Here is a 24,436-nt window from a genome sequence, read left to right on the forward strand (position 1 = left end):
TTTACCTCAATTAATGAGTCCTGAGCCTAGAACTTAGCCACAATTACTGCAAAGAGCATCGCCCCAAACTTGCCAATGACGAGTGGAATCCAAGTTACAAACAAGCAAAGCGCTCCCTCGCACAATTCAATATCGAACTTTCCAGGTTAACTCATCAATCTGCACATCGCTCTAAGCCTCATGCTATGTCAGGAGACAAACTGATCGATGACTATTTCTTCCTATTCATGTTGAATTTAACATTACAGCCAGCAGACGTAGCGGAGCTTCGCAATCTGGCTCGAAAGATGGTCGACTCTAAGCTCTCAGACAATAAGAAGAAAATGCTGGTACTTCAGCATTATGGCTACACTCAATCTCAAATTGGCAAAAAGCTACTAAGCAGGAAACAACAACCAATGACACCTCAAGCAGTATCCAAAGCATTAGCAGCCGTTCGCAAAGATTTTTTGCTTCCTGCTAACAGGCCGGAAAAAGCCCAATAGAAATTTTAGCCGCTAAAATTCACTGACTAGAATTTTAGCCAACTTGATCTGCGCGAGAAGGGAGGCAGTAATCAGTGCATTTCAGAGTCCGCCAATTTCGCGAGGGTTATGCACCCTTGACTTGTAACGAACCCTGTTTCCTCCGCCTCCGCAGGCAACATATATAGAACGTCGAGCGGCAGCTCTTTCCCCGCAATTCTCAATTCCGCCTTAAGTCTTAACAAAGCCTCACCAGGCGGACCAACAATCAAAATATCGAAATCGCTGCCTACACCGAGCAATGAAGAGCCGAACATGTAGGATTCGAACTCACGCAGGGACTCGCAAGATTTTAGTAAGTGTCTTGCCACCCCACGTGCCTTCATCAACGGTTCCGTAACAGTTTCTTTAACTCTTCCCATTTCATCACCTCACAGCCAAGATCCCTTCCTGCTTCAATGGCATTCTGAGTGGGATTCCCGTTCGGATTGATATTCCAAGCAATGTCGATGGGGCCGAACCGATCCCAGAAGGTGCGAATAGCGTCAGCTGTCGGCTCATACTCCATGATCATGCCCACTCGAAATGTACGCCCGTTGGCAAGCGTCATCGTGAAAACTCGGTCAAACTCTCTATCAAGATTTGTAATAGATCTCATTTGACTAATGAGCCGGTAGGAGAAGAAGAAATCCTTATGGGAAGCACTCCTTACATTGCCGTTGGAAAGGGCGGAACCGAGTGTACCGGCACTTCCCCAGCCTATTGCGTTTCTTTCTAAATATTCGATCGCTTCACCTTCCCAAACGCATTCCTTTCGATATCCGCAAAGGAATTCCATATCGGGGAAATCCTCATGGTATTGTTCCGCTAAGTCAGCATTGATCGTGTAATAAGCCGAGACAACTGCCACAATGTCGGGCTGATGAGGCAGCGTAATTTTGATAGCATCACCGTGAATATGCTGTGCTGACGCACTCTTATGAGCTTCCAATATATATTGAAGCGCATAGTTCACCTGCCAGTTCATGAGAAGATTCCATCCATTTCTTCTGGGTAGCGGATAGCACTGCCTGCTACGCCACAAACATGTCGCTCTGAGAGACCTCGAACATGCTCTTGGTATTGTGCGAATGTCTGTAGCTCAGCTTCCGTCATGTGCTGTTGGTTTGCCATGATAATGGCCTGGATACGGAAATGGTTAGGCAGAATGACACCTCGCATCCTCTGCATCCACGTTTTCGCTGCTTCAGATTCTGGATCATATTCAAAGCCTGATCCATCGGAGGGCGCAAACTCCCTCCATACAGCTTTGTTTTCGGCCATGGCGGCGACCACGGCACATCTAACTTGGCCACGCTCATCGTATGTACGAATTCCTTGTCTGTGTGCCAAAGCAGCAAGGTGATTATTTTTCCAATCTAGCAACGTACCTCGGCTATATCCGCCGGGATCTTTGTCGACTATCGTATGGCATGTGGGACACAACAGAATAAGATTTTCAAAAGAGTCGACCTCAAGTCCTCCAGTGGGCCTTTCTTCATGGCGCGGCCCCGTTTCTCCATGTGGAATCACATGAGCCATTTCAGCTATATGCTTGTCCCCACCCATTTCAGCGGGAAAAAGAGGCTGAAGGCAGTCGGGGCGTTGACAGTGACCTGCTGCCTCCGAAAACAGCCGAAGTTTCGTTTTTGTAGGTATTTGTTTACGCTCTGCCATGGTTACAAGCCTATAATCTGATGCGGATACAATTAATCCATAGATAAAATACAAGAAAAGTTATCGGGTCTTTCCAGCAGTCCATTCATCAATCATATCAGCCCAGTCCTGCAACATAGCTGTACGCTGATCACGATACTCGGCTTTGTTATATATCGCCCTCACACCTTTTTGCTCATGTGCCAAGCATTTCTCTATCCAGTCGGTGTTGTAACCGGCTTCATGGAGCAAGGTACTGGCTGTGCGCCTCAGATCGTGAGGACCAAATTTGGCAAGCGACTGTCCTTCTTTCTGGGCCAGCTTATAAGTCATCGTCATCACCCGGTTCAGCGTGGCACTGCCCATGGGTACGTCAGAATCGTAACGCGACGGCAGAACATAATCCGATCCACCGGAGAACGTCTTCAAAGCGATGAAGATGTCCATGGCCTGCCTGGATAGAAACACCAGGTGAGGGTTTCGTCGCTTCATCCGCTCCTTGGGAATCGTCCAGAGCGCTTCGCTGAAGTTGATCTCACTCCAAGTGGCATTCGTCAGCTCGCTTTTGCGCACCATCGTCAACAACAGCAGCTTAACCGCTGCCCGGATTGATGGCGATGTACCAATACGGCCCATGTACTGGTACATCAGTCTGATTTCCTCGGGCGTCAGGGTACGGTCTCGCGGCTCAAACCTGGCAATGCTTGCTGGCCTCACCAGGTCTGCCGGGTTCTCAACCTTCTGGCCTCGCTCAGTGGCCCAGCGGTATACCTGGAGTACAATCTCACGCGCATGGACAGCCGTAGCAGGAGCGCCCCGCTCCACAATGGCGTCGGTTAGCGCCCGCAAATCTTCGTGGGTGATTTCTGTCAGCTTCTGATTGCCGAATTTCGTTTCCAGCTCTCGCGTATAGACCGAGCGACGCATATCACGGGTAGAGTCGGCCATCTGGTAGCCACGTAGCCACTTTTCCGCCCAGGCACCAAAGGTTTCAGCCCCTTTCACACGCGCCTTGTCGCGGGCCTTCTCCTTCGCTGGCGACTTCCCATCTGCGACCATCCGTTTGGCCTCACCTAGTCGCTCACGGGCTTCTGCCAGAGTGATGCCCCCAACGCCGTAGCGGCCAAAGGTGATTGTCTCTTGCCTACCATGGATCGAGTAGTTGTAACGAAATGAGATGGAACCGGCAGGGGTGACAGCCACATAGAGGCCATCCCGATCATTCACCTTGTAGAGTTTATCCCTCGGCTTGAGGTTGCGCAGCTTGGTATCGGTAAGCAAGAGTCTTATCCTTCTTCGATTCCGATACCATGCTGAAAGACCATCCAAAAATCAGACAATAAAACCAATAAAACCAGTTAGTTAAGAAATTTCAATACCATGAACACACAGGATCAAGCAGCATGGTATCGGCTATCACTCATGGCATCATGCCTCGATAATACCACCTTGGATACCACGCTCAAGCGGTGCTTCCCGCTGCCATCAGTTGCCAAATACTGCCAGACACAATAACAAAAAAGCCCATTAAAACATGGGCTTAAGTGTATCTCTATGCCAGTTAGTACCAGCTAGTGCCTAACGTGTGATCATTCCCACTCAATCGTTCCCGGTGGTTTTGAGGTGTAGTCGTAGGTGACGCGGTTGATACCGTTGACCTCGTTAATGATCCGGTTGGCGATGCGGCCGAGCAGGTCGGGCGGGAAGGAGAAATAGTCTGCCGTCATGCCGTCGGTGGAGGTTACCGCACGCAGCGCGCAGGCATAGTCATAGGTGCGGCCATCGCCCATCACGCCGACGGTGCGGACCGGCAGCAGCACGGCGAAGGCCTGCCAGATGGCGTCATACAGCCCTGCATTGCGGATTTCTTCGAGATAGATCGCATCGGCCTTGCGCAGGATATCGAGCTTTTCGCGCGTGATCGGCTGGCCGGGGATGCGGATGGCAAGGCCCGGTCCGGGGAACGGGTGACGGCCGACAAAGCTGTCGGGCAGGCCCAGTTCACGACCCAGGTCACGGACTTCGTCCTTGAACAGTTCGCGCAGCGGTTCGACCAGTTGCATATTCATGCGTTCGGGCAGACCACCGACATTATGGTGCGATTTAATGGTGACAGACGGACCGCCAGTAAACGAAACGCTTTCAATCACATCCGGATACAGCGTGCCTTGGGCCAGGAAGTCCGCACCACCGATTTTTTTGGCTTCTTCCTCGAACACTTCGATGAAGAGACGGCCAATGGTTTTGCGTTTGATTTCCGGGTCGGTTTCGCCTTCGATTGCGCCAATAAAGGTCGCGGAGGCATCCACATGGACCAACGGAATATTATAATGGTCGCGGAACAGGGTGACGACCTGATCGGCCTCGCCCGCCCGCATGAAACCATGATCCACAAACACGCAGGTCAGCTGGTCGCCAATTGCTTCGTGGATCAGAACCGCCGTGACAGAGCTGTCAACACCACCGGAAAGGCCACAAATGACCTTGCCATCGCCGACCTGCTTGCGGATTTTGGCAATGGCATCGTCCTTATAGGCATCCATCGTCCAGTCGCCCACGCACCCGGCCACATCATGGGTGAAGTTGCGCAGAAGCTGCGCACCATGCGGGGTGTGGACCACTTCGGGGTGGAACTGCACGGCATAGAATTTCTTTTCGTCATTGGCAATGGCGGCAAAGGGTGCCCCGTCAGACTTGCCAACCACGCGGAAGCCTTCGGGCAGGGCATCAACCCGGTCGCCGTGGCTCATCCAGACCTGTTCGCGCGCGCCCACGGCCCAAATGCCGGAAAACAGGGCGCAATCCTCGATCACGTCCACAAAGGCGCGGCCAAATTCGCGATGTTCCGAGGTTTCGACCTTGCCACCAAGCTGGTTGACCATCGTTTGCTGGCCATAACAAATGCCCAGCACCGGAATGCCCATGTCAAACACCCGGATCGGGGCTGCTGGCGATTTTTCCCAATGCACGGAGGCCGGGCCGCCCGAAAGGATAATCGCTTTTGGGGCAAATTCATCCAGGAACGCATCCGAGATGTTGTTAAAAGGGTGAATTTCGCAGTAAACGCCGCTTTCGCGCACACGCCGCGCGATCAATTGCGTTACCTGCGATCCGAAATCAATAATCAGCACACGATCTGTCATCGGGCCGTTTCTCCATCGCTCAAGGGGATGCGCCGTACATACGCGAAACCAGCCGTTTCGGCAACCCGGCGCAATGGCTGCCCAACGGTCAAAATGCTGCGCTTTGAACATTGCGTGATCAAACCGCCCGCCCGCCGCACGGCAGCGAAAGCCGCTTGATCACGCAATGCCCGCAGGGGCGCAGCAGCCCCATCAAGGTCGCAAACCGGCCAATTTGGCCGTATTTGATCGCCAAATTCGCACATTTGGTCCCTTTTTTGTGCGCAATGGGCTTTTAGATTGAAAACTGACGGAGCGCAGAACATACCGCGCCCGGCGAGCAAACCAAAAAGGGACCAAAAGCTATGAATGATAATAAAGGCAGTAAAATCGCTCTTGCCGTTGCGGGCCTTCTTTTGATTGCCGGCGCAGCAACCGCCATCGCCATGACCCAGGATAAAGCTGACAGCAGCATGACGCCGCTGACCAACAGTTCGGCCGAGCAAAGCCCGGCCACCAGCGGTGACACCCCGTCGGCTGAAACCGGCGAAGTTCCGGCAACAGGCACTGTTCCAGACGCCCCGGCAACGGATGACACCATGTCGAACGGCATGAGCAACAGCCCGACCGGCACCGAGGATACCCGTAGCGGCGATGGCAGCGCCCCGGTTCAGATGACGCCCCCCGCCGGTGGCAAAACCGAGAGCGACAGCACCTTGATGAACAAGGAATAACAACAAGGACACACGGCAGGTGAAAACACCGCCAGAGCAAACTGCGCGGGGCATCGCCCCCGCCAGGTCACGTCCATGACCTGAAAAACGGCGCCCTGTCCCGCTTTGGGACAGGGCGTTTTTCTGTGCAAATACAGTGGGAGCGCGGGAAAGCAGGCAGGCGCGATGGGCCCCGGCAAATGCCAGCACCAGGCCCTGCCCGCGCATCAACCCTTGTTCCCCTTGGCGGTGCGTTCAAATACCGCAACAAAGAAACCATCGGTTCCGTGCATATTGGGCGACAGGCGCAGCCACGGCTTGTCCTTGCCGCCTGGTACGGGCACCGATGCCGGAGCATCGGGCCAGATTTCGCTTATCGGCACGGCCCTGAAATCCTTGCGATCGCGCATGAAGGTTTCAATCAGGCGTTCGTTTTCTTCGGGCAAAATCGAGCAGGTGGCGTAAATCAGCCGGCCACCCTTGGTGACACGGGCGGCACCGGCCTTGAGGATTTTGCTTTGCTGCAATGTCAGCGCGCGAATATCGCGCTGCCCGATGCGCCAACGCAGCGCCGGGTTCCGGCGCAATGTCCCCAGGCCCGAACAGGGCACATCAAGCAATACACGGTCAAAAAAGCCCGATTTGTTCCGCAGCCAGCTATCGCGCTCATCGGCAATGCTGCGAAGCTGAATACAATCGCCCGCCCCGGCCCGTTTGGCGCGTTTGCGGGCATTATCCAGCCGGTTGCCATGCGTATCACAGGCCAGAATTCGGCCACGCCCGCGCATATCGGCCGCCATGCCCAGCGTCTTGCCCCCGCCGCCCGCACACAGATCCAAAATCTTCATGCCCGGCTGGGCATCCACCAGCTTCACGCAAATCTGCGAGGCTTCATCCTGAATTTCAATCAGCCCGTCCTTATAGGCCGCCGCAACCAGCATATTCAAACCCAGCGGCAACCGCAGGCCGTTGGGCGCATAGGGGGTGCGTTCAATGCCCTTGATGCCGTCTTTTTCGAGCGAGCGAATGGCGCTATCGACACTGCCGCGCAACGTATTCACCCGCAAGTCCAGCTTGGCAGGCTGGTTATAGGCCGCCATTTCGGCAGGCAGATGTTCGTGATGCAGCTTCAAAAGCTCCGCATAGAGCCATTTGGGCAGTTCGGTTTTCACAGCGCCAGGCTGGGCATCATGGTCCAGCGCCTGACCGGACAGCTTGTTGATCAGATGCTTTTCCGCCGGATGCAGCGGATCAGGGCAAAACTGATCGCCATTGAACATATCGGCGATGTCATCAAGCGAACGACCATCTTTCAGCACCAGTGCCGCAATCATGCGCGCACGGCCATCCTGGTGTTCATAACCGGTTTCCACCAGCCACCAGCCCAAACGGGCCTGATGGCGAATCAGGTCATAGAAGCGTTCGCCAATTTCCCGCCGGTCGCCCCCACCAATATAGCGACGGGTGCCAAAATAGCCCGAAATAACGCGGTCGGCGTCATCGCGGGTATGTGTCCAGCCGTCATAAAGCTCAATAACGGCAGCTATGCGTGCTCCGGGTTTCAAAACGTACTTCCAGACCTGGTTAAATTGGCGTTCGCGATTCCAGCTCTGCAGGCGCGCTTGCCAATATCGGTAAAAAGACAATGACGGCAGAAAAAACATCCGCCGTCATCCATAATCCTGGCCGCTCATATCATGCCAGTCTGCCAACGCCAACCGTTTCACACGCAAGGCAGGCCAGCACTTCCATCAGGGCCATGTCGCACCGCTTGCGTCTGCAACCGGCTTGGGCATCAGCGTCAGCGTCAGGCACCCGGGCGATAGTTCGGCGCTTCGCGGGTGATGGTCACATCATGGGCGTGGCTTTCGCGCAGGCCCGCATTGGTGATGCGCACAAAGGTTGCCCGCTCGGTAAAGTCCTTGAGCGTCGCCGAGCCCGTATAGCCCATTGCCGCCTTCAAACCGCCCACAAGCTGGTGAATGATCTGGCTTGCCGGGCCCTTGTAAGGCACGCGGCCTTCAATGCCTTCGGGCACCAGTTTCAGGTTGTCTTTGACATCTTCCTGGAAATAACGGTCCGCCGAGCCACGCGCCATCGCCCCGACCGAGCCCATCCCGCGATAGGATTTATAGGAACGGCCCTGATAAAGGATCACCTCACCCGGGGCTTCGTCCGTCCCGGCCAAAAGCGAGCCGACCATGCAGGTGCTGGCCCCGGCGGCCATCGCCTTGGCAATATCACCCGAAAATTTGATGCCGCCATCGGCAATGATCGGCACATCATGCTTTTTGCCTTCGGCGGCACATTCCAGAATGGCGGTGAGCTGCGGCACACCCACACCGGCAACAACACGGGTGGTACAGATCGAGCCCGGACCGATCCCGACCTTCACCGCATCCGCACCGGCCTCGATCAGGGCGCGCACGGCTTCGGGGGTGGCAACGTTGCCAGCGACGATCTGGGTTTTGCCTGCACGGGCCTTGACCTGCTCGACTGCGGCAATCACACCGGCGCTGTGGCCATGTGCGGTATCAATCACCAGCACGTCCACCTCGGCCTCGATCAGTGCCATCGAGCGGCGGAAACCTTCCTCGCCCACGCCGGTTGCGGCCGCAACACGCAGGCGACCGCTGGAATCCTTGCAGGCATTGGGATGCAATTTGGCCTTTTCGATGTCCTTGACCGTGATCAGGCCGGTGCAACGATAGGCATCATCAACCACCAGAAGTTTTTCAATGCGGTGTTGGTGCAAAAGCTTCTTGGCTTCGTCGGTATTGACGTTTTCCGTCACCGTGACCAGGTTTTCATAGGTCATCAGTTCGGAAACCGGCTGTGCGCGGTTGGACGCAAAACGCACATCGCGGTTCGTCAGGATACCGACCAGCTTTTTGGTCTCGCGTTCCACCACCGGGATTCCGGAAATATGGTTGGCATCCATCAAATCAAGCGCATCGGCCAGGCTTTGATCCGGGTGAATGGTAATCGGGTTAACCACCATGCCGGATTCAAACTTTTTCACCCGGCGCACTTCTTCGGCCTGCTGGACAATATCAAGGTTCTTGTGAATAACGCCCATACCGCCATTTTGCGCCATGACGATTGCCATCGGGCTTTCGGTAACGGTATCCATTGCCGAGGACAGCAACGGCACACGCAATTCGATATCACGGGTAAGACGGGTATTGGTTTGAACCTGTGCCGGCAGGACCGAACTGGCCGCGGGCTTGATCAGGACATCGTCGAAAGTCAGGGCTTCTTCGATACGGGACATCTACACCACCTCGGTAAATCTGAGTTGGCGCGGAACTTATACACGTTATGGCTCCCGTGCCAAGGGATAGCCGCACAATGCAGCCCTGAAATTTTATTGCTGCATTGTTTTTCCGTTTCCGTTAGATACTGGTCGATGGGGCTGCTGTTTGGCAAAGCCCTTTTTTTGTGCCCGCCCGCAGCCCGGTAATGTTATCCGTCGATCACAATCAGCATGATCGTTAAGGCAAACGGAACAAGTGCCGCCACCGAACAGGCAATACACAATTTATAAAGCGAAAACGAACTGGTCATAATCCATCCTTCGGGATTGTAACAAAGCCATCAGCTCGGCCGTGCCGTGCTTCATGCCATCGCGCCGGTTTTGTACACTCTCTTCGGCACGGCACAAGTGCCGGTAAAGCTCTGCCGCTGCCGTTACCGCATCACGCCGGGGCTTGCGCCGATAGGAATGATAGCCGCGAATGCTGCCATCGGCATGAAAACTGGGCGTCACATTGGCCAGGACCCAGTAATGATCCCCATTGACCGAGCGGTTAATCACATAGGCAAAAATCTCGCGTCCTTTGGCAAGGGTTTCCCACATCAGGGAAAAAACACATCGGGGCATGTCCGGATGCCGGATAATGCTGTGCGGCTGCCCCAAAAGATCATCCTCGCGATAACCTGATATGCGCAAAAACACATCATTGGCATAGGTAATCCGCCCTTTCAGGTCGGTCTTGCTGACAATGATTTCATGTTCGTCAAAATGGCGCTCGACGCCGGTCAGGCGCAAATTTTCCTGCTTCATCAGAAACCCCCAAATTTCTGACATGCAGGGTTTTCAACCCACAACCATGCCAGCCTGGCGCGCATTCCCGATATGTCACGAAAATCGCCGCCCCAATCCCCGCACGGTTCCAAACCCCTCTCGCGAAACCGTGTCCTCAATCTATAACCCTCCTTTTGCATAGGATGTTTGACCTAACGCAAAAAGCATCCGGCTGCTTTCAATTTTGCCTCAACCACGATACACGCGCCTTTGCGCCCATCAAAAAACGCGCCGGACATATCATCCGGCGCGTTGCCTCTGCGCCCCAAAAGGCACAAATAAACGGGTACAAATAAAACAGTTCAGGCCAAGTTGACCTATCGCCAACCGGTCACACCGGCGACCAATCCTCGTCCCTGGGCAATTCGGCCGAGGCAATGTCGCTTTCGGCATTGTTTTGCCCACGAAAACCCGTGGCAATCAGATAGGTCTCCGGGCTTTCGGCCCGCGATGCCGGCGGTTTGGCATGTTTGGACACACGGAAATGCTGCTTGATGCGATTCAAAAGTTCGGTTTCGGTGCCGCCCTTAAACACCTTGGCGATAAAAATGCCGTTCGGTGCCAAAACTTCCTCGGCAAAAAGCAGGGCATGCTCCACCAGATCAATAATGCGAATATGGTCTGTCTGACGATGCCCCGTGGTTTCGGGTGACATATCGGAAATCACGGCATCCACCGGCCCTTGCAGGGCATGTTTGATCATGTCCGGTGCCGCCGGGTCCAGAAAATCAGCCTGCAAACAGGTGGCACCCGGCACGCCTTCCCATTCCAGAATATCAAGCCCGACAACCTGGCCGCGCCCCTGCTTGGAGCCAACCATATCCACCGCCACCTGGGTCCAGCCGCCCGGGGCCGCGCCAAGGTCGACCACCCGCATACCGGGTTTGAGGATGTCGAACTGGTTGTTGATTTCAATCAGCTTGAACGCCGCACGGGAACGATAGCCCAGACGGCGGGCTTCCTGCACATAGGGATCGTTCAATTGCCGGTCGAGCCAGCGCGTCGAGGAAATTTTGCGCCCCTTGGCACTTTTGACACGCGTGCGCAGCCCGCGACGCGCGCCAGTATCAATCGCGGCAATGGCCGAGCCCTTGCGGCGGCGTCCGCCACCTTTTCCGCTGCGTTGATCGGTCATAAGAAAATCCTGAAATTGAAATGTATAAATGAACGGGTCCGGCAGCAAAAATGCCCATCGCCAGTTAAACCGATGCCGGTATCCGGGCCCCTATATGACGGCGCGCCTCGCACGGGTCAATAGCATGACCGTCCGCACGCATCAAATCGACCAGAATACCTTCGCGCAATCCCCGGTCGGCAACCTTTAATGTTGCCAGCGGCCAAATATCACGAATGGCGGCAAAAATGGCCGCCCCGGCATCCATAAGCTCGGCCCGCTGGTTGCCGATGCAGGGGTGTCCCTTGCGTTTATCAGCTTCCATACGCAACAAAAGCTCTGTCACGCGTTCGGCATCGTCAAAGCGCAAATCGGACCCGTCGACCTTGTGTCGCTCATACCGTTCAAGGCCAAGCGCAATGCCACAAAAGGTGGTCACGGTGCCCGAGGTGCCAATCATCTGCACCTTGTTGTCATCAAGAATATCCGAACAGCAATTTCGCTGGGCGAAATCTTCCAGCCGTTCGCGAATTTCGCTGCGCATCGCCTCAAACCGGTCCCGGCGGTTTTCAACACTGGCATAACGTTCCGTCAAGCACAATACACCGCACGGCATGGACAAAGTTTCGATACAGCGGGTTTCCCCGGTTTGTGCCACCTTGATCCAGCAAATTTCGGTACTGCCGCCCCCAATATCAAAGACAATGGCATAGGGCCGGTCATCAAGCAGCGCCGAACAGGCCTGCAAAGCCAGGCGGCTTTCTTCCTCGGCATTGATAATGTCCAGGGTAATGCCGGTTTCCGCCTCGACCTGATGAATAAAATCATCCCGGTTATCAGCCGATCGACAGGCTTCGGTGGCAACAGCGCGCAACTTGATACCCGGATGTTTGCGCAGTTTTTTGGCACAAATCCGCAAGGCTTCAATCGCCCGGTCCATTGCGCCCTGGCACAAATATCCCTTTTCGCGCACCCCTTCCCCCAGGCGCACTACGCGTGAAAAGGCATCCACAACCTTAAATCCGCTATTGCACGGGCGGGCAACCAGCAACCGGCAATTGGAACTGCCAAGGTCAATGGCGCCAAAAAGCGGCGGATGGCTGCTGAGCGAACGGGGTTTTACCGCAGATACCCCGGCAGGATTGTGCCCGGATGCCCCCAGCACGCGATCCCCGGGCACACCATTCCCGCTATCGAGCCTCGACGACCCGCGGGATGTGTTATGGGGAAAGCTGTGTGACACCTTCACAATATCCTTTGCCAGTTGGTTTTTACCTGCACAGAACCGCTATTTTCCGCGATAACATTCCCTCTGCCACAAAACAACATGGCGAATTGGAAACAGTGTGACCACGAAAACGCCGAATCTGTCACATAAGTGTACCGAGATTGCAAAATAACGCAAAGCCCCCATTTACCTTGTGGTTAAATCCGGGCGACAGGTCACGGAAACGTCGCAGCGATTTGCGCTTTTTTATATAGGAACGGCAAAGCTGTTTCGCATCGGAAAATGACAAATTCTCAAAAAAACGCTTGCCAAAACGCAGGCGTTTTTATAAACACCGCTCCACGCCAATCGGCGTAACATAAAAGTTCTGCTGGGGAATAGTTTAACGGTAGAACTACGGACTCTGACTCCGTCAGTCCTGGTTCGAATCCAGGTTCCCCAGCCAATCTCCCCTAAAATAGACATCTGCGGACCTGACGATTAGAGTGTCGAACAGGACATTCATGATTGCCTCGTGGGCGAGGCATCAGTCGCGCAAGACAGCCCCTTTTGCCTTCTGCCCGTTCGCGGCAATCAACCCGGCAGAGACAATAAGAACAATGCCGGCAAGTCCCCAAACATCCGGCACCTCGCCAAACCAGATCAGCCCCCAAATGACGCTAAACACCAGATAGCTGTAATCAAATGCGGCAACCAGTGCGGGGGGCCCGGTTTGATAGGCGATCGCCGCCCCGACACTGCCAATAAAAATCAGCACGGCCAGTCCTGCCACAATCAGCATCAAATTCGCACTCACGGCCTGCCACGGACCCAGCAGGAACGAATCCCCTTCGCCCGCAAACATGCCCAACAGTCCGCCAAACAGAATAAAGGCCATATTGAGCATAACGGCCAAAACAAACGGGTCGTCCTTCTGGCACTTTGTCGATGTCAGCACCATCGCGCAGGCATATAGAATTGCCGCAAGAACAGGCAGCAATGCCGCCCCGTCAAACCCGACCGTATCGGGGCGAATAACGCAAAGCACGCCGACAAAGCCAAAGATGATCGCCAAAAACGCCCGGGCAGATGGCATTTTGCGCGCCCAAAACGCGACAATAATCAAAATGAAAATCGGGCTGGTATAATAGGCCGCCGCCGCCAGTGACAGCGGCACCAGCGGCAAACTGGCATAGTAACCAAGCCACATCACCACCAGTAAAACACTGCGCAGCACCGTCCAGCGCGAAACACGGAACCCCGCACCCCGATGCCACACAAGCCACATCAAAGGCAAAATCGTTAACGCCGAGCGCAAAACAAACATCTGCCACAATGGCAATGACAGGTTTGTCGCCTTGATCATCGCATCGCCCAGCGAAAGCGCCAATACGGAAACGACAATCGCGAGAACAGCTTTCAGGATATTGGCAGACGGGGTTTTGGGCATCCGGAGCCTTTTTTACTTTGTTCAGGAATGCCCGCTTACAAATCCGCCGGAGAGAGCAAAAACGCCTCCGCCCCGTCCAGGCCGCGCACCGGGGTACCATAGGCGGTTTTACCAACATAACTATGATGCATATGCCCGTGCACAAACAGGCGTGCGCCCATTTTTAGCCCCAGCCGGTCAATTTCCAGGGTGCCATAGTCATGGCAGGACGGGGCCTCGTGGCTGACCAGCACGTCACAGGTCAGTTGCGAAAGAATTTCGTGATCCTCGGGAAAAATCGTATCCCGCTGGCGCAGCGGCAATCCCTTGCGCCAGCGCACATGCGGGCGGGTTACTGCGATCATGTCTTCGCGGGTCTGGAAAACCGCACTTTTATGACCAATCGGGTACCAGACACGGCCACGATAAATCCCGCCCAAACCGGCAATGGTAACAGTACCATCCCGACATACCATATCAACTGCGCGGTTCCCCAGATTACCCTGGGGATAATCGGCAAACAGAAAATCATATTGTGCAGCATCGGTGCAGTCATGATTGCCCAAAATCCACCAGCATTGCACCCCCTGATCCAGCACCGGGGCCAGTTCCTCGCGAAAGGGACGCTGCAAATCAAGATCACCCAGAATCACCACATGTTCGGGCTGATAACGGTCAACAGCCTCGAACAGGGGGGCAAAATTGCGGTGGGGATCACCATAAAACAGCACGGGCATTGCAGGCTCTTGTCTTTTTCATTCCAAAAAAAACGGTTATGACCGCATAACAAACAATACAATCACGACAGACATATAAGAACAGTCATACCATTGCGCGACCAAACCCCAAGGCTGAATTTGCCCCTGCAATGCGAAAGACACGTTTTTTATCGGGCTTCTCTTGACAAGCAACGCCACCTCGGTTAACTACCCCTCCGCGCAGCTATCATGGCTGCAATACGGGTACTGCTGGGGAATAGGTTAACGGTAGACCCACGGACTCTGACTCCGTTAGTCCTGGTTCGAATCCAGGTTCCCCAGCCAACTTTTCCGCCCTGCCCTTTCCATTTTGGCCGACCCGGCATCGCGCAGGCATTTGTACCCGTTCCGGAAAAGGCTCGTTACCTATATAGGCCATCTGCCAGTCAAAAACAAAATGCGGTCACGTTCAGGATTTGGAACAACATAACTGAACTTTCCCGAAAATATCTGGAACAGATGGCAGAGCACGGAGTTAAGTGAGGGCGACGTTTTACAACGCAACGCATGCAGAGAGTGCGCAAGCAAAGGAGCATGAGATGCTTGGAGATATGTATCGATCTCGCAAAGACCAGGAACCCCAAATTTTTGACCGCAAAGACCCTGTGATCTGGTCACGGAAGGGAAGCAGCACGGTGCTTAGCCGGGAGCAAGAGGATTTTTATGAGCAAAATGGGTTTTTGTTCATCGAAAATGTTTTTAGCGCCGATGAAATTGCCGTGCTGCGCCAGCAGGCCGAAACCCTGCGCAAAAACGGCGAAACCGAGGACGACGTTATTCGCGAACCTTCAAGCAATGCGGTACGCAGCGTCTTTCGCATTCACGAAAAGAACCAGACCTATCTGGACCTGATGGCCGACGAGCGGCTGGCCGCGATTGCCGAGCATATTCTCAATGACGAGGTTTATATCCACCAGTCGCGCGTCAATTTCAAACCGGCCTTCAAGGGCAAGGAATTTTACTGGCATTCGGATTTTGAAACATGGCACACCGAGGACGGCATGCCGCGCATGCGCGCACTTTCCATGTCGATTACCCTGTCGGAAAATACGCCCTATAACGGCCCGCTGATGCTGGTCCCCGGCTCGCACAAGAAATTCATTTCCTGTGTGGGTGAAACACCGGATGACAATTACAAAAGCTCGCTTAAAGCGCAGAAAATCGGCACGCCGGACGAACAAAACCTGACCGAAATCATTCAGAAGCAGGGTCTTGTCGCCCCCACCGGTCCTGCCGGATCCGTGCTGATTTTTGATTGCAACACGCTGCACGGCTCAGGTAACAATATTACGCCGTTTCCGCGTTCCAATGCGTTTTTCGTTTATAACAGCATGAAAAACCGGGTTGTTGCCCCGTTTGCCGCGCACTATCCCCGGCCGGACTTCCTGGCAAAACGGGACAATATCCAGCCGATCCGCAAACGCCCGCATATGGCAGCAAATCATTTGCACGCTGCTGAATGACAAACCAGCACCCTAAAAGCAACATAACCCTCAGGGACAGGCTCTCGCAAAATATGGACCTGTCCCTTTTGCTGCCAGAGCATTCCGGCCAAACCCCGCCCTGATCCCGGCCTGGGTCGTTTACCTTTAAAAATACTTTACGGCGTCTTCGGTAATCAGAATATTCACAGGCACGTCAAACGGATGGGGAAAGATGCTGTCCAAGCCCGCATGGGTAAAACCGATACCGATAACAACCGGCTGAACGTCAAGTGCGGCCAGCGTGCGATCAAAAAAACCGCCGCCATAGCCCAGCCGGTATCCCTCGCGATCAAAGCCGACCAGCGGGGCCAGAACAATATCGGGCACCATCGGCTCCTGCGCTGCGGGAATATCAATTCCGGCAAAACCGCTGGTCATTTCGCAGCCGGGTACCCAGCGATGAAAAACCATGGGTTGGTGACGCGCCGTGACAACCGGCAAGGCCCCGGTTCCGCCCCGTGCAATATGACGCTCCACCATGTCCCGCACATCAATTTCGCCCTGAATCGGCCAATAAAAGCCGACACATGCCTTTTCTGGCACGACAGCCGAGGCCAGAACACTGTCCAGCCTGCAACATATCTCGTTTTCGGCTTCACGCCGCATCCTGCCGGGCATCGCCGAACGGGCGGAAAGAAGAACCCGTCGCACCCGCTTGCGCCAAGCGGCGACATGCTGTTCATCGCCCTGCAAAGATGGCGGGAGATCCGGAATATCGGGAATTTTCCAGCCTTCGGAAACATTGGCACAGGCTGTAACGGTGCTGCCTGTGCTGTCGGATTTTTTCATAATCCCTTCCTTCCCGGCACGATGGGCACCAAAGACTCCGCCCTTAAAATGGCTTCAAAAACGACTAACGCGCCGGCGACCGGCGCGTTAACGGTTTGTCAGCAATGCTGCAATCCAAATCGATATTAGAGGAGAGCAAGATCTTCCGCCGACATGCGGCCGTTGCGACCTTCAATCAGCTCGAACTGAATCTTCTGGCCTTCATCAAGACCCTGGAGTCCAGCGCGCTGAACTGCGGTAATATGCACAAACGCATCTTTTCCGCCTTCATCCGGGGTAATAAAGCCATAACCCTTGGTCGCGTTGAACCACTTAACCGTTCCGGTAGCCATATCAGTAGTCGTCCTTAAGTTTAATATGCCTGCCCTTCACGCCGGAAGGACACCAGTGCAAGTCCTGCCATCTTCCAGCAATCAAACCCGAATCCCCCTTCAACCGGAAGGCAACCAGCGTGATCCCTGAAACACTGCATTGTTTCGATAATAACGCGAAAAATATCTGCGGCGCAATGAAATCATATATTAAGAAATCTTTTCTTTTGACGGTTTCAAAAACCACTCTCAACAGAGAAAAGCCTATTCTTACAGACTTTTTTGATCAAAAATCCATTCTTAAGTATAGTAATTTGTCATCAAAGCCTGCCATAACCATCCAATTGATCATAAAACTGCCGCCCCCGGAAGCGATAGGCAATTGCATTGAGATCAATAAGGGTGCATTAAGGTTATGTGGACAAATTTTACAAGTCTGGCTGCCGGACACGAGATACACAAAATACCACCCGGCGCAAACCCGACGTAAAACACAAACAGAGCAAACGCTGCGGGATTAAGAACCACCGTTTTAGGATACCGGATCGGATAATCATCAAGTGACCGCTGCGACCAAAATAGCCAACCCGCGTGACATTGCCCAAAACACGATGGCCATGATTACGGATCTCAACCTGCAACCAACCCCGCAGGTGTATCACGTTTTTTATGCCTATCTTGCCGACGAAATTTCAGAACTCAGCCAGATCATCCGGGTTTTGGTGCGCAATACACAGGACCTGAACGAAGAAACCGTTTACCGGCTGTATCACAAATATCTGGGCGTTGGCGCCGTTGACAAACAGTTGACGGCCGGTGTCGCCGGATTACAGGCTGCTGTTGAACTGGTTGAGGATGCGGTTGATGAAGTCCTGCGCGAGACCGAGGGGTTTTGCTCGCATCTTGATAATGCCGCGACCCGGTTCAATGATGACAGTATCACCATTGATGAAGTCCGCGAGGTCACATCTGAACTTGCATCCACCACAAACAACACCCGCCAGCGATGTGTGGAGTTTCAGGGGTCACTGGAACATTATCATGGCGAGGTTCGTCGTGTGCGCAACGAGCTTGAACTTGTCCGCCGCGATGCCCTGACCGACACGCTAACCGGCATTGCCAACCGTAAAATGTTTGACGCCTCGTTGCGGGAGGCTGTGACCAACAGCATGGAAACGGGCAATCCGCTGACCCTGCTGATGATCGACATTGACCGCTTCAAACATTTTAACGACACCTACGGCCACCGTGCGGGCGACGGCGTACTAAAGGAAGTGGCACGCGTTCTGGTAAACTCCACCAAAGGGGCCGATACCGTTGCCCGCTATGGCGGCGAGGAATTTGCCATCATCCTGCCCGATACCACCCCTGAAAACGCCGAAAAACTGGCCGAAAAACTACGCCAGAATGTTTCCGTCCGGCGCATACGCAACAAAAAAACCGGCAAGGATTTCGGGCAATTGACTGTCTCTATCGGTCTTAGTGGCCTGAAACTCGGTGAAAATATTCTTGAATTCATCGACCGGGCGGATGAGGCCCTTTATCGTGCCAAACAGGCCGGACGCAATACCTGCATCCGCCTTGACTGACCCATTCTGATTGCCCGTCCCGTTCTGCCTGAGACTCCCCCATATGCAGTGACATGTTTTGCCAGGGTGGCATCAAGGCGATAAAGCAGCAGCATTATTGGAATTTCACAAAAAACGTCACGGTTTCCCGTTTTCTGGCGCGGTGTTGCCGATTGTCCGAAAACTGCCAAAAGGCGAATATGGCGATTGCAAAACGTGACGGGAACAAGTTATTTTTGGTTCTGCAAGGCGTTATGTATAATCTGGCATCAGCAGAGAACAGGCCCCTGCCGACAAAAAGAATCAAACAAGCGTCTGCAAAGACAGGCCTTTAACGGGCGGAACCAGCACGATGAACAAGCAGATACGCGAACGCAAACTTGACCTTCAGCACAAGATATTCCGGACGTTTGAGGAATGCCATTTCCAGAAGTCCGACATCTCGCAAGAATCGCTGTTTGTCCTGAAAATGAGCGAAGGCTCCACCGTATCCCTGCCCTTGCGTGCGGTGTGCCGCGAATTTGGTATTGATGAAGAATCCAACGATGGCGAATTGATCGGCCTGGTCGACAAGGCGCTGGATTTTATCAATGTGCTGCGCCCGGGCGACGATTTACCGCTTGAAGTTCTGACTGGCGAAGCCTCGTGGAAGGTGGACACGAACCATCAGCAAATCGCCTATAACCGGGTCACCATGCAGCTTGTGACCTGGATGTCGGGCAGTGAAGAACTGATCACCGACCCCGAAAAACTGATGCAGATTGCCGAAGACCCCGCCACCAAACGCAAAATCAACGATGCCTTTGACGAAGTCGCCGATAAACTGGGCATGGGCCGGGAAAACCGCGAGGAAGTCATCAATCTGGTTCATCAGGTGGCCGATGAACTGGCCTATATCGAAACCCTGCGCGAAAAATACCGCCTGGTCAAAATGGTCAATACCAAGCTCCAGGAACTCCGCCGTATTTATGCCCACGAAAAAGGAGTACTGGAAACCGTCACCCAGGTCATTCGTCTGATTGACGATGCCATGAAACAGTTTGAAACATCCTTTGACGAAATTGATGCCAATACCGGCGAGATCATGTCGGTTTTGCGCAATTTCACGACACAGCGCCAGTATATCCGCTCCAAACGCGATGATCTTTTCCGCCGCCTGCGCGCCTGGGAACCGTTATTTGACCGCTGGGTGGAACTCACGCCCGAACGCAGCCCGACAACGGTCCAGCTTGTCCGCGATACCTATCAATTCCTTGCCCCGCGTTTCATGAAGGTCAAGCAGTGGTTGATGATTACCAAGGTTCAGGATGGTGTTGCCGCCGGGCAAAATTTCAAAGATGAAAAAGAACGCATGAATGCCCTGAAGGGTAAAATGATGCAGTGGTAACACTTAAAGCTCTATTTCCCTTTGGATAAACGGGTTTTTCCCGTGCGCAACACACGATCCTGGCCTGAAAAACACACCGTCACACATCGTGTATGCCAGCCGGATAGCCAGCCAATCGGCCAACCATCCCAAAAGCGATTTGTTTTTAACTTTTGGTGATTTTAATCGCGATATTGCCTTCAAGAACCGTCAGCGCCTTTTTGGCGGAAACCGGCATTGGAACCCGCTGTTCGATACAAAAGGCAATCAGGGCGGCGGCAAGCTCTGCACCGGATGACGGAATAAAAAGAGAATGCCCGTCATCGGGGAGAAGCTCCAGCGTCACAACGATTTCCGGGCTGGTGGTGATTTTAAGCTTTCCTATCTGACCGGCTGGCAGTGGCTTTCCAATACGGCGACGGTGCCCTGTAATGGCCTTGATGACTTCAAAATTTTCAAAAATAATACAGCGTAATTCACGCATCCGTTGCTTTCCCCCATACTGGGCGGACCGCTGGGCATCGCGGGCCATCCGTCACTCTTATCTGCACACCGTGCCGCCAACATCCCCCGCAAACACGCCGCACGCCAGGGCCATGCCGTGTCTTTGACACTCCCGACACGTCCGGCGCAGACATGCCTTCACTCAACTGTAGTCCATTTTGTCGGTCGGGGAATAGCCCAAAGACGTTGCAAACCCTGCCTTTTCGCGTTTCCTATCCTTACAAACAGGGTCACACGGCATTTTTCCGGCAGGATCGCGCAGGACAGGGACTGTGAAAAAAGGACTGAAAGACAGATGACAGGCCTGGCGTCGCAAACCCTAACTTGATGCCAGCCAGATCCCGACACCGATCATCAATGTCCCGGCAATACGGTTCAGAATGCGGACGTTACCGCTTTTTTCCAAAAAGTGTCGCAGCGATTTTCCACCCGTTGCGTACAGGATCAGGCACCCCAGTTCGGTGATCAGCAAAATTGTCACCAGAAGGGAAAGCTGCGGCATGATGGGTTGATCGACATGAATAAAGGGCGGCAGCAAGGACACCATAAAGGCCCAGCCCTTGGGATTGGCAATGGCGGTGACAAAGCCCTGGCTTGCCAATGCCGCCGCCTTTGCCGGTTTGCCCGCCGTCATACCGGCCGCGGCATCAAGCGACAGGGCCATGCGCCCGCGCGACCGCCACATCTGAATGCCCAAATAGGCCAGATACCCCCCGCCAACATATTTGAACACGGCAAAAACCGCCGGATATTCCAGCATTACCGCCGCAACGCCAAGTGCGGCCGACAACGCAACAATAGCCACACCAACCAACTCGCCCGCCATCATCCAGAAAGTCCGGCGCACACCAATGGTCATCCCCATTGTCAGCGCGAGCGTCATGCACATGCCTGGCGTGATGGAGACAAAAAAGGCGGTTGGAACAAAGGCTGCCAAAAGCGACAGATTCATTTTTTACATCCAGTTTAAAAAATCGGCCTGCACCTTACGGCATATACCATGTCGGGGCTTTCGCCAACGGGTAGCACACCAGGCACATATAAACTTTTTCACACCCCGCCAGAGGGGCTTGCACCCACCCCAAACCGGCGCATAATCAATTGTGCGCACAGTGTGCCCCAGGCACATTGGCAAAAACGCGCAAAAAATACGCGAGAAGAGTACAAAAATTACTTGACCTGATCGCTCATGACGTTGACATTAACGCATCAATCAACAGTGATTTCACCTGATCAGAAGACCGATGTTCGCAGAGCAGACCATTCATATTAATCGCGCCACATGCGCCGTTGCCATTTTGGCAAACGGGCGTGCGATTATGTCTGATGCGCTTCTCCTATCGGGTCTTCTAGGTTGTGCCGCTCGCGGGTCGCTACGACTTACCCGCCCCTGAGCGTTCCACCCGAGGCCACCATACCCGATAAACCGGTATGAAACGTCGCCTCGCAGCTCAGGGGAACCAGCCGCGCCGCATTTCAGGCCCGCATTGAATTTCCGATTATTTTCATATGATTACAGGGCATTCTGGCCCAACCAAAAACAGGAAACGAAGTCATGGCAAGTTCGCAAGACAACCGCGTCGTCATTTTTGACACCACCCTGCGTGATGGAGAGCAATCCCCCGGCGCGTCAATGTCGCTCGATGAAAAACTGCGTGTTGCCCAGGCGCTGGCGGAACTGAAGGTCGATGTCATCGAAGCCGGTTTCGCCATTGCCTCGAACGGGGATTTCCGTTCTGTCAATGAGATCGCCAAACAGATCAAAGGCCCGACCATTTGTTCGCTGGCCCGTGCCACCAAAGGCGACATTGAACGCGCTGGCGAAGCCCTGGTTCCGGCAGAACAGAAACGCATTCACACCTTCATTTCCACAAGCCCCCTGCATATGAAATACAAATTGCAGATGGAGCCGGAACGCGTGCTGGAAAAAGTAAGCGAAAGCGTTTCCTTTGCCCGACGCTTTACCGATGATGTGGAATGGTCGGCCGAAGATGGTTCGCGCACCGACCACGATTTTCTGTGCCGCTGCGTTGAAGCCGCGATTGAAGCCGGTGCCACCACGATCAACATTCCCGATACCGTTGGTTACACCACGCCAAGCGAATATGCCGCGATCATGACCATGCTGTTCAATCGTGTGCCCAATATCGACAAGGCCATCCTGTCAGTACATTGCCACAACGATTTGGGGCTGGCGGTTGCCAATTCGCTGGCCGCGGTTCAGGCCGGTGCCCGCCAGATTGAATGCACCATTAACGGTTTGGGCGAACGTGCGGGGAATGCCGCACTGGAAGAAATCCTGATGGCGCTGCAAACCCGCAACGATGTCATGCCCTATTCCACCGGGCTGGATTCCACTAAAATCATGAATGCCTCGCGTCTGGTTTCCGCCGTCTCGGGCTTTGTGGTACAACCCAACAAAGCCATTGTTGGTGCCAATGCCTTTGCCCATGAAAGCGGCATTCATCAGGACGGCTATCTGAAACACGCCGAAACCTATGAAATCATGAAGCCCGAAACCATTGGCCTGAACAAGTCCAGCCTGGTGATGGGCAAGCATTCCGGTCGCCATGCCTTCAAGGAAAAGCTCAAGGAACTGGGCTTTGGCGAAATGGGCGACAATGCCGTCCAGGATGCGTTTGACCGCTTCAAGGAACTGGCAGACAAGAAAAAAGAAGTTTACGACGACGATATCGTCGCTCTGGTCGATGATGGCCTGCGCGATAACGAACATATCAAGTTTGTCTCGCTGGGCGTGGTTTGCGGTTCCAAGGGCCCGCAGGTGGCCGAACTGGAACTGACGGTGAATGGCGAAAGCAAAACCGCCAAAACCACCGGTGACGGCCCGATTGACGCCACCTTTAACGCCATTCAGGAAATTTATCCGCACAATGAATGGCAATTGAAGCTCTATCAGGTGCACGCCGTAACCGAGGGCACCGATGCCCAGGCACAGGTAACCGTCAAACTGGAAGGCGATGGTCGTACCGTGATCGGCAATGCCTCAAGCACCGATACGGTTGTGGCCTCCTGCATGGCCTATGTCACGGCGGTCAACAAACTGATCCTCAAAAGCCAGAAAACCGCGCCGGATGCCATCGCCTCGTAAACACGCGAAGCCGGCTGAATATTTCAGCTTCATCTGATGCTTTTGCCAGCGGGCGGCCAAACAGGCCGCCCGCTTTTTTGTTGAATGCCCCCCAAAACAGACGAGTCGCAAGCGATCACACCTTGAGAGACGACAAGATGGCGTCAAAATTCAACTCTGACGAAAATTTTTTCCCATACTGTCGTGAAATGCGCCACCGGGTGCTGAAAATGACCGCCTTCGCCTCACAAATCCCGCCTCATTTTCTGTCAATTGGCGTGAATTTTCTCAATACCACCGGGTCAGGGTTTGTGCCGATTTACATTTTTGGCAACATGAATATGGCGTCAAACACAAATACGATCCGTCGCAAGTCCGTGAGAAACGGGACAAAGTTGGCATTGTTTCGCATTCGCCAGCATTTCACAGACAAACTCCATCTGTTTTTCACCGCAGCCGAAATTAACGACCATAAGTTGAAATGAATAACAATGGACACAAAATATTCACCGCCTCATCGATGAAGGAAAAAGGGTAAAACCGGCACGATGCGCCAACAGTTCCTACCCCGGATGATGCAAATCCGCTGAATGCCCATAAAATCACTGTCATTCATGAGCAAACAGTCCCGGAATTAGTGTATATGTCCGAAAGCCCCTATTTTTGAGCGATTCTGGCTTGAAGCCCGACAGTGAAATACTGGGCGAAGTCCGAAAATATGGTGTCCCGGAAGTCCG

23 protein-coding genes and 2 tRNA genes are annotated in these 24,436 nt (G+C 53.9%); 9 read left to right on the forward strand and 16 right to left on the reverse strand.

Translation table 11 applies throughout. From position 1 onward, the window contains the following. Positions 1–185: 185 nt before the first annotated feature. Positions 186–485, forward strand: a complete 300-nt coding sequence (locus tag TH25_RS21130) for a hypothetical protein (RefSeq protein ID WP_220151475.1) — start codon at positions 186–188, stop codon at positions 483–485. A 71-nt stretch (positions 486–556) separates the two neighbouring features. Here the strand turns inward: TH25_RS21130 and TH25_RS21135 are convergent, their stop codons facing one another. The 5 genes from TH25_RS21135 to guaA form a co-directional block, all read right to left on the reverse strand. Further along, entirely contained in the window at positions 557–850 is a 294-nt protein-coding gene (locus tag TH25_RS21135; protein ID WP_114090264.1) for a nucleotidyltransferase domain-containing protein, read from the reverse strand. Then, complete coding sequence (locus tag TH25_RS25135; RefSeq protein ID WP_181847751.1) at positions 850–1,491, reverse strand: hypothetical protein; 642 nt, start codon at positions 1,489–1,491, stop codon at positions 850–852. Before TH25_RS25135 ends, TH25_RS21135 begins: the two co-directional genes overlap by 1 nt. Beyond that, the gene (locus TH25_RS21145; protein WP_061322547.1) at positions 1,488–2,180 is read right to left on the reverse strand and encodes an HNH endonuclease; all 693 of its coding nucleotides are present in this window, start codon (positions 2,178–2,180) and stop codon (positions 1,488–1,490) included. The genes TH25_RS25135 and TH25_RS21145 overlap by 4 nt, the downstream gene beginning before the upstream one ends. Before the next feature lie 60 nt (positions 2,181–2,240). After that, complete coding sequence (locus TH25_RS21150) at positions 2,241–3,440, reverse strand: tyrosine-type recombinase/integrase (RefSeq protein ID WP_114090265.1); 1,200 nt, start codon at positions 3,438–3,440, stop codon at positions 2,241–2,243. 308 nt (positions 3,441–3,748) lie between these two features. Next, entirely contained in the window at positions 3,749–5,302 is a 1,554-nt protein-coding gene (gene guaA / locus TH25_RS21155) for a glutamine-hydrolyzing GMP synthase (RefSeq protein ID WP_114090266.1), read from the reverse strand. A 344-nt stretch (positions 5,303–5,646) separates the two neighbouring features. Here guaA and TH25_RS21165 point away from each other — a divergent pair, with 344 nt between their 5' ends. Beyond that, positions 5,647–6,015: a hypothetical protein gene (locus TH25_RS21165; RefSeq protein WP_114090268.1), complete on the forward strand. Its 369-nt coding sequence runs from the start codon at positions 5,647–5,649 to the stop codon at positions 6,013–6,015. Positions 6,016–6,221: 206 nt separating this feature from the next. Here the strand turns inward: TH25_RS21165 and TH25_RS21170 are convergent, their stop codons facing one another. From TH25_RS21170 to TH25_RS21190, 5 genes are all read right to left on the reverse strand, one after another. After that, complete coding sequence (locus tag TH25_RS21170; RefSeq protein WP_114090304.1) at positions 6,222–7,559, reverse strand: RsmB/NOP family class I SAM-dependent RNA methyltransferase; 1,338 nt, start codon at positions 7,557–7,559, stop codon at positions 6,222–6,224. A 242-nt stretch (positions 7,560–7,801) separates the two neighbouring features. After that, entirely contained in the window at positions 7,802–9,268 is a 1,467-nt protein-coding gene (gene guaB / locus TH25_RS21175) for an IMP dehydrogenase (RefSeq protein ID WP_114090269.1), read from the reverse strand. A 267-nt stretch (positions 9,269–9,535) separates the two neighbouring features. Beyond that, the gene (locus TH25_RS21180) at positions 9,536–10,060 is read right to left on the reverse strand and encodes a PAS domain-containing protein (RefSeq protein WP_114090305.1); all 525 of its coding nucleotides are present in this window, start codon (positions 10,058–10,060) and stop codon (positions 9,536–9,538) included. Positions 10,061–10,412: 352 nt separating this feature from the next. Beyond that, positions 10,413–11,216 (reverse strand): RlmE family RNA methyltransferase, encoded by an 804-nt coding sequence (locus tag TH25_RS21185; protein WP_114090306.1) that lies wholly within the window; start codon positions 11,214–11,216, stop codon positions 10,413–10,415. Positions 11,217–11,280: 64 nt separating this feature from the next. After that, the gene (locus TH25_RS21190) at positions 11,281–12,438 is read right to left on the reverse strand and encodes a Ppx/GppA phosphatase family protein (RefSeq protein ID WP_258549258.1); all 1,158 of its coding nucleotides are present in this window, start codon (positions 12,436–12,438) and stop codon (positions 11,281–11,283) included. 356 nt (positions 12,439–12,794) lie between these two features. On the opposite strand from TH25_RS21190, the gene TH25_RS21195 reads away from it, so the two are divergent. After that, a tRNA-Gln gene (locus TH25_RS21195) sits at positions 12,795–12,868 on the forward strand. Positions 12,869–12,949: 81 nt separating this feature from the next. On the opposite strand, the gene TH25_RS21200 is transcribed toward TH25_RS21195, so the two are convergent. Both TH25_RS21200 and TH25_RS21205 read right to left on the reverse strand, forming a co-directional pair. Continuing rightward, positions 12,950–13,852: a DMT family transporter gene (locus TH25_RS21200; protein WP_114090271.1), complete on the reverse strand. Its 903-nt coding sequence runs from the start codon at positions 13,850–13,852 to the stop codon at positions 12,950–12,952. A 35-nt stretch (positions 13,853–13,887) separates the two neighbouring features. Continuing rightward, a complete protein-coding gene (locus TH25_RS21205) occupies positions 13,888–14,568 on the reverse strand; it encodes a metallophosphoesterase family protein (RefSeq protein WP_114090272.1) in 681 nt (226 codons plus the stop codon). Positions 14,569–14,800: 232 nt separating this feature from the next. On the opposite strand from TH25_RS21205, the gene TH25_RS21210 reads away from it, so the two are divergent. After that, positions 14,801–14,874 (forward strand) — tRNA-Gln (locus TH25_RS21210). Between the two features lie 254 nt (positions 14,875–15,128). Beyond that, positions 15,129–16,052: an ectoine hydroxylase gene (gene thpD, locus TH25_RS21215; RefSeq protein WP_181847753.1), complete on the forward strand. Its 924-nt coding sequence runs from the start codon at positions 15,129–15,131 to the stop codon at positions 16,050–16,052. Between the two features lie 126 nt (positions 16,053–16,178). Here thpD and TH25_RS21220 read toward each other — a convergent pair whose 3' ends face one another. Beyond that, entirely contained in the window at positions 16,179–16,862 is a 684-nt protein-coding gene (locus tag TH25_RS21220; RefSeq protein WP_114090273.1) for a 5-formyltetrahydrofolate cyclo-ligase, read from the reverse strand. A gap of 125 nt (positions 16,863–16,987) precedes the next feature. Next, complete coding sequence (locus TH25_RS21225; RefSeq protein WP_073953794.1) at positions 16,988–17,194, reverse strand: cold-shock protein; 207 nt, start codon at positions 17,192–17,194, stop codon at positions 16,988–16,990. A 119-nt stretch (positions 17,195–17,313) separates the two neighbouring features. On the opposite strand from TH25_RS21225, the gene TH25_RS21230 reads away from it, so the two are divergent. The 3 genes from TH25_RS21230 (at position 17,314) to TH25_RS21245 (ending at position 20,128) form a co-directional block, all read left to right on the forward strand. Then, on the forward strand, positions 17,314–17,694 hold the full coding sequence (locus TH25_RS21230; RefSeq protein WP_114090274.1) for a hypothetical protein: 381 nt from the start codon (positions 17,314–17,316) through the stop codon (positions 17,692–17,694). 39 nt (positions 17,695–17,733) lie between these two features. Further along, positions 17,734–18,762 carry a GGDEF domain-containing protein gene (locus TH25_RS21235; protein ID WP_114090275.1) on the forward strand — a complete coding sequence of 343 codons (1,029 nt, stop codon included), beginning with the start codon at positions 17,734–17,736 and terminating at the stop codon, positions 18,760–18,762. A gap of 331 nt (positions 18,763–19,093) precedes the next feature. After that, positions 19,094–20,128 carry a hypothetical protein gene (locus tag TH25_RS21245; RefSeq protein ID WP_114090277.1) on the forward strand — a complete coding sequence of 345 codons (1,035 nt, stop codon included), beginning with the start codon at positions 19,094–19,096 and terminating at the stop codon, positions 20,126–20,128. 145 nt (positions 20,129–20,273) lie between these two features. On the opposite strand, the gene TH25_RS21250 is transcribed toward TH25_RS21245, so the two are convergent. Both TH25_RS21250 and TH25_RS21255 read right to left on the reverse strand, forming a co-directional pair. Further along, complete coding sequence (locus TH25_RS21250; RefSeq protein WP_258549259.1) at positions 20,274–20,639, reverse strand: hypothetical protein; 366 nt, start codon at positions 20,637–20,639, stop codon at positions 20,274–20,276. Between the two features lie 291 nt (positions 20,640–20,930). Continuing rightward, positions 20,931–21,563 carry a LysE family translocator gene (locus tag TH25_RS21255; RefSeq protein WP_114090278.1) on the reverse strand — a complete coding sequence of 211 codons (633 nt, stop codon included), beginning with the start codon at positions 21,561–21,563 and terminating at the stop codon, positions 20,931–20,933. Between the two features lie 603 nt (positions 21,564–22,166). Here TH25_RS21255 and TH25_RS21260 point away from each other — a divergent pair. Further along, the gene (locus TH25_RS21260) at positions 22,167–23,720 is read left to right on the forward strand and encodes a 2-isopropylmalate synthase (protein WP_114090279.1); all 1,554 of its coding nucleotides are present in this window, start codon (positions 22,167–22,169) and stop codon (positions 23,718–23,720) included. Positions 23,721–24,436 lie beyond the last annotated feature (716 nt).

The sequence above is a fragment of the Thalassospira profundimaris genome (assembly GCF_003326755.1).
Lineage (GTDB): Bacteria > Pseudomonadota > Alphaproteobacteria > Rhodospirillales > Thalassospiraceae > Thalassospira > Thalassospira profundimaris_B.

Excerpts from the sequence above, each read along its gene's own strand:
- TH25_RS21130 (WP_220151475.1), top strand. The coding sequence starts at position 186 with ATGTCAGGAGACAAACTGATCGATGACTATTTCTTCCTATTCATGTTG.
- TH25_RS21135 (WP_114090264.1), bottom strand. The coding sequence starts at position 850 with ATGAAGGCACGTGGGGTGGCAAGACACTTACTAAAATCTTGCGAGTCC.
- TH25_RS25135 (WP_181847751.1), bottom strand. The coding sequence starts at position 1,491 with ATGAACTGGCAGGTGAACTATGCGCTTCAATATATATTGGAAGCTCAT.
- TH25_RS21145 (WP_061322547.1), bottom strand. The coding sequence starts at position 2,180 with ATGGCAGAGCGTAAACAAATACCTACAAAAACGAAACTTCGGCTGTTT.
- guaA (WP_114090266.1), bottom strand. The coding sequence starts at position 5,302 with ATGACAGATCGTGTGCTGATTATTGATTTCGGATCGCAGGTAACGCAA.
- TH25_RS21165 (WP_114090268.1), top strand. The coding sequence starts at position 5,647 with ATGAATGATAATAAAGGCAGTAAAATCGCTCTTGCCGTTGCGGGCCTT.
- guaB (WP_114090269.1), bottom strand. The coding sequence starts at position 9,268 with ATGTCCCGTATCGAAGAAGCCCTGACTTTCGACGATGTCCTGATCAAG.
- TH25_RS21180 (WP_114090305.1), bottom strand. The coding sequence starts at position 10,060 with ATGAAGCAGGAAAATTTGCGCCTGACCGGCGTCGAGCGCCATTTTGAC.
- TH25_RS21185 (WP_114090306.1), bottom strand. The coding sequence starts at position 11,216 with ATGACCGATCAACGCAGCGGAAAAGGTGGCGGACGCCGCCGCAAGGGC.
- TH25_RS21200 (WP_114090271.1), bottom strand. The coding sequence starts at position 13,852 with ATGCCCAAAACCCCGTCTGCCAATATCCTGAAAGCTGTTCTCGCGATT.
- TH25_RS21205 (WP_114090272.1), bottom strand. The coding sequence starts at position 14,568 with ATGCCCGTGCTGTTTTATGGTGATCCCCACCGCAATTTTGCCCCCCTG.
- thpD (WP_181847753.1), top strand. The coding sequence starts at position 15,129 with ATGCTTGGAGATATGTATCGATCTCGCAAAGACCAGGAACCCCAAATT.
- TH25_RS21220 (WP_114090273.1), bottom strand. The coding sequence starts at position 16,862 with ATGAAAAAATCCGACAGCACAGGCAGCACCGTTACAGCCTGTGCCAAT.
- TH25_RS21225 (WP_073953794.1), bottom strand. The coding sequence starts at position 17,194 with ATGGCTACCGGAACGGTTAAGTGGTTCAACGCGACCAAGGGTTATGGC.
- TH25_RS21245 (WP_114090277.1), top strand. The coding sequence starts at position 19,094 with ATGAACAAGCAGATACGCGAACGCAAACTTGACCTTCAGCACAAGATA.
- TH25_RS21250 (WP_258549259.1), bottom strand. The coding sequence starts at position 20,639 with ATGGCCCGCGATGCCCAGCGGTCCGCCCAGTATGGGGGAAAGCAACGG.
- TH25_RS21255 (WP_114090278.1), bottom strand. The coding sequence starts at position 21,563 with ATGAATCTGTCGCTTTTGGCAGCCTTTGTTCCAACCGCCTTTTTTGTC.
- TH25_RS21260 (WP_114090279.1), top strand. The coding sequence starts at position 22,167 with ATGGCAAGTTCGCAAGACAACCGCGTCGTCATTTTTGACACCACCCTG.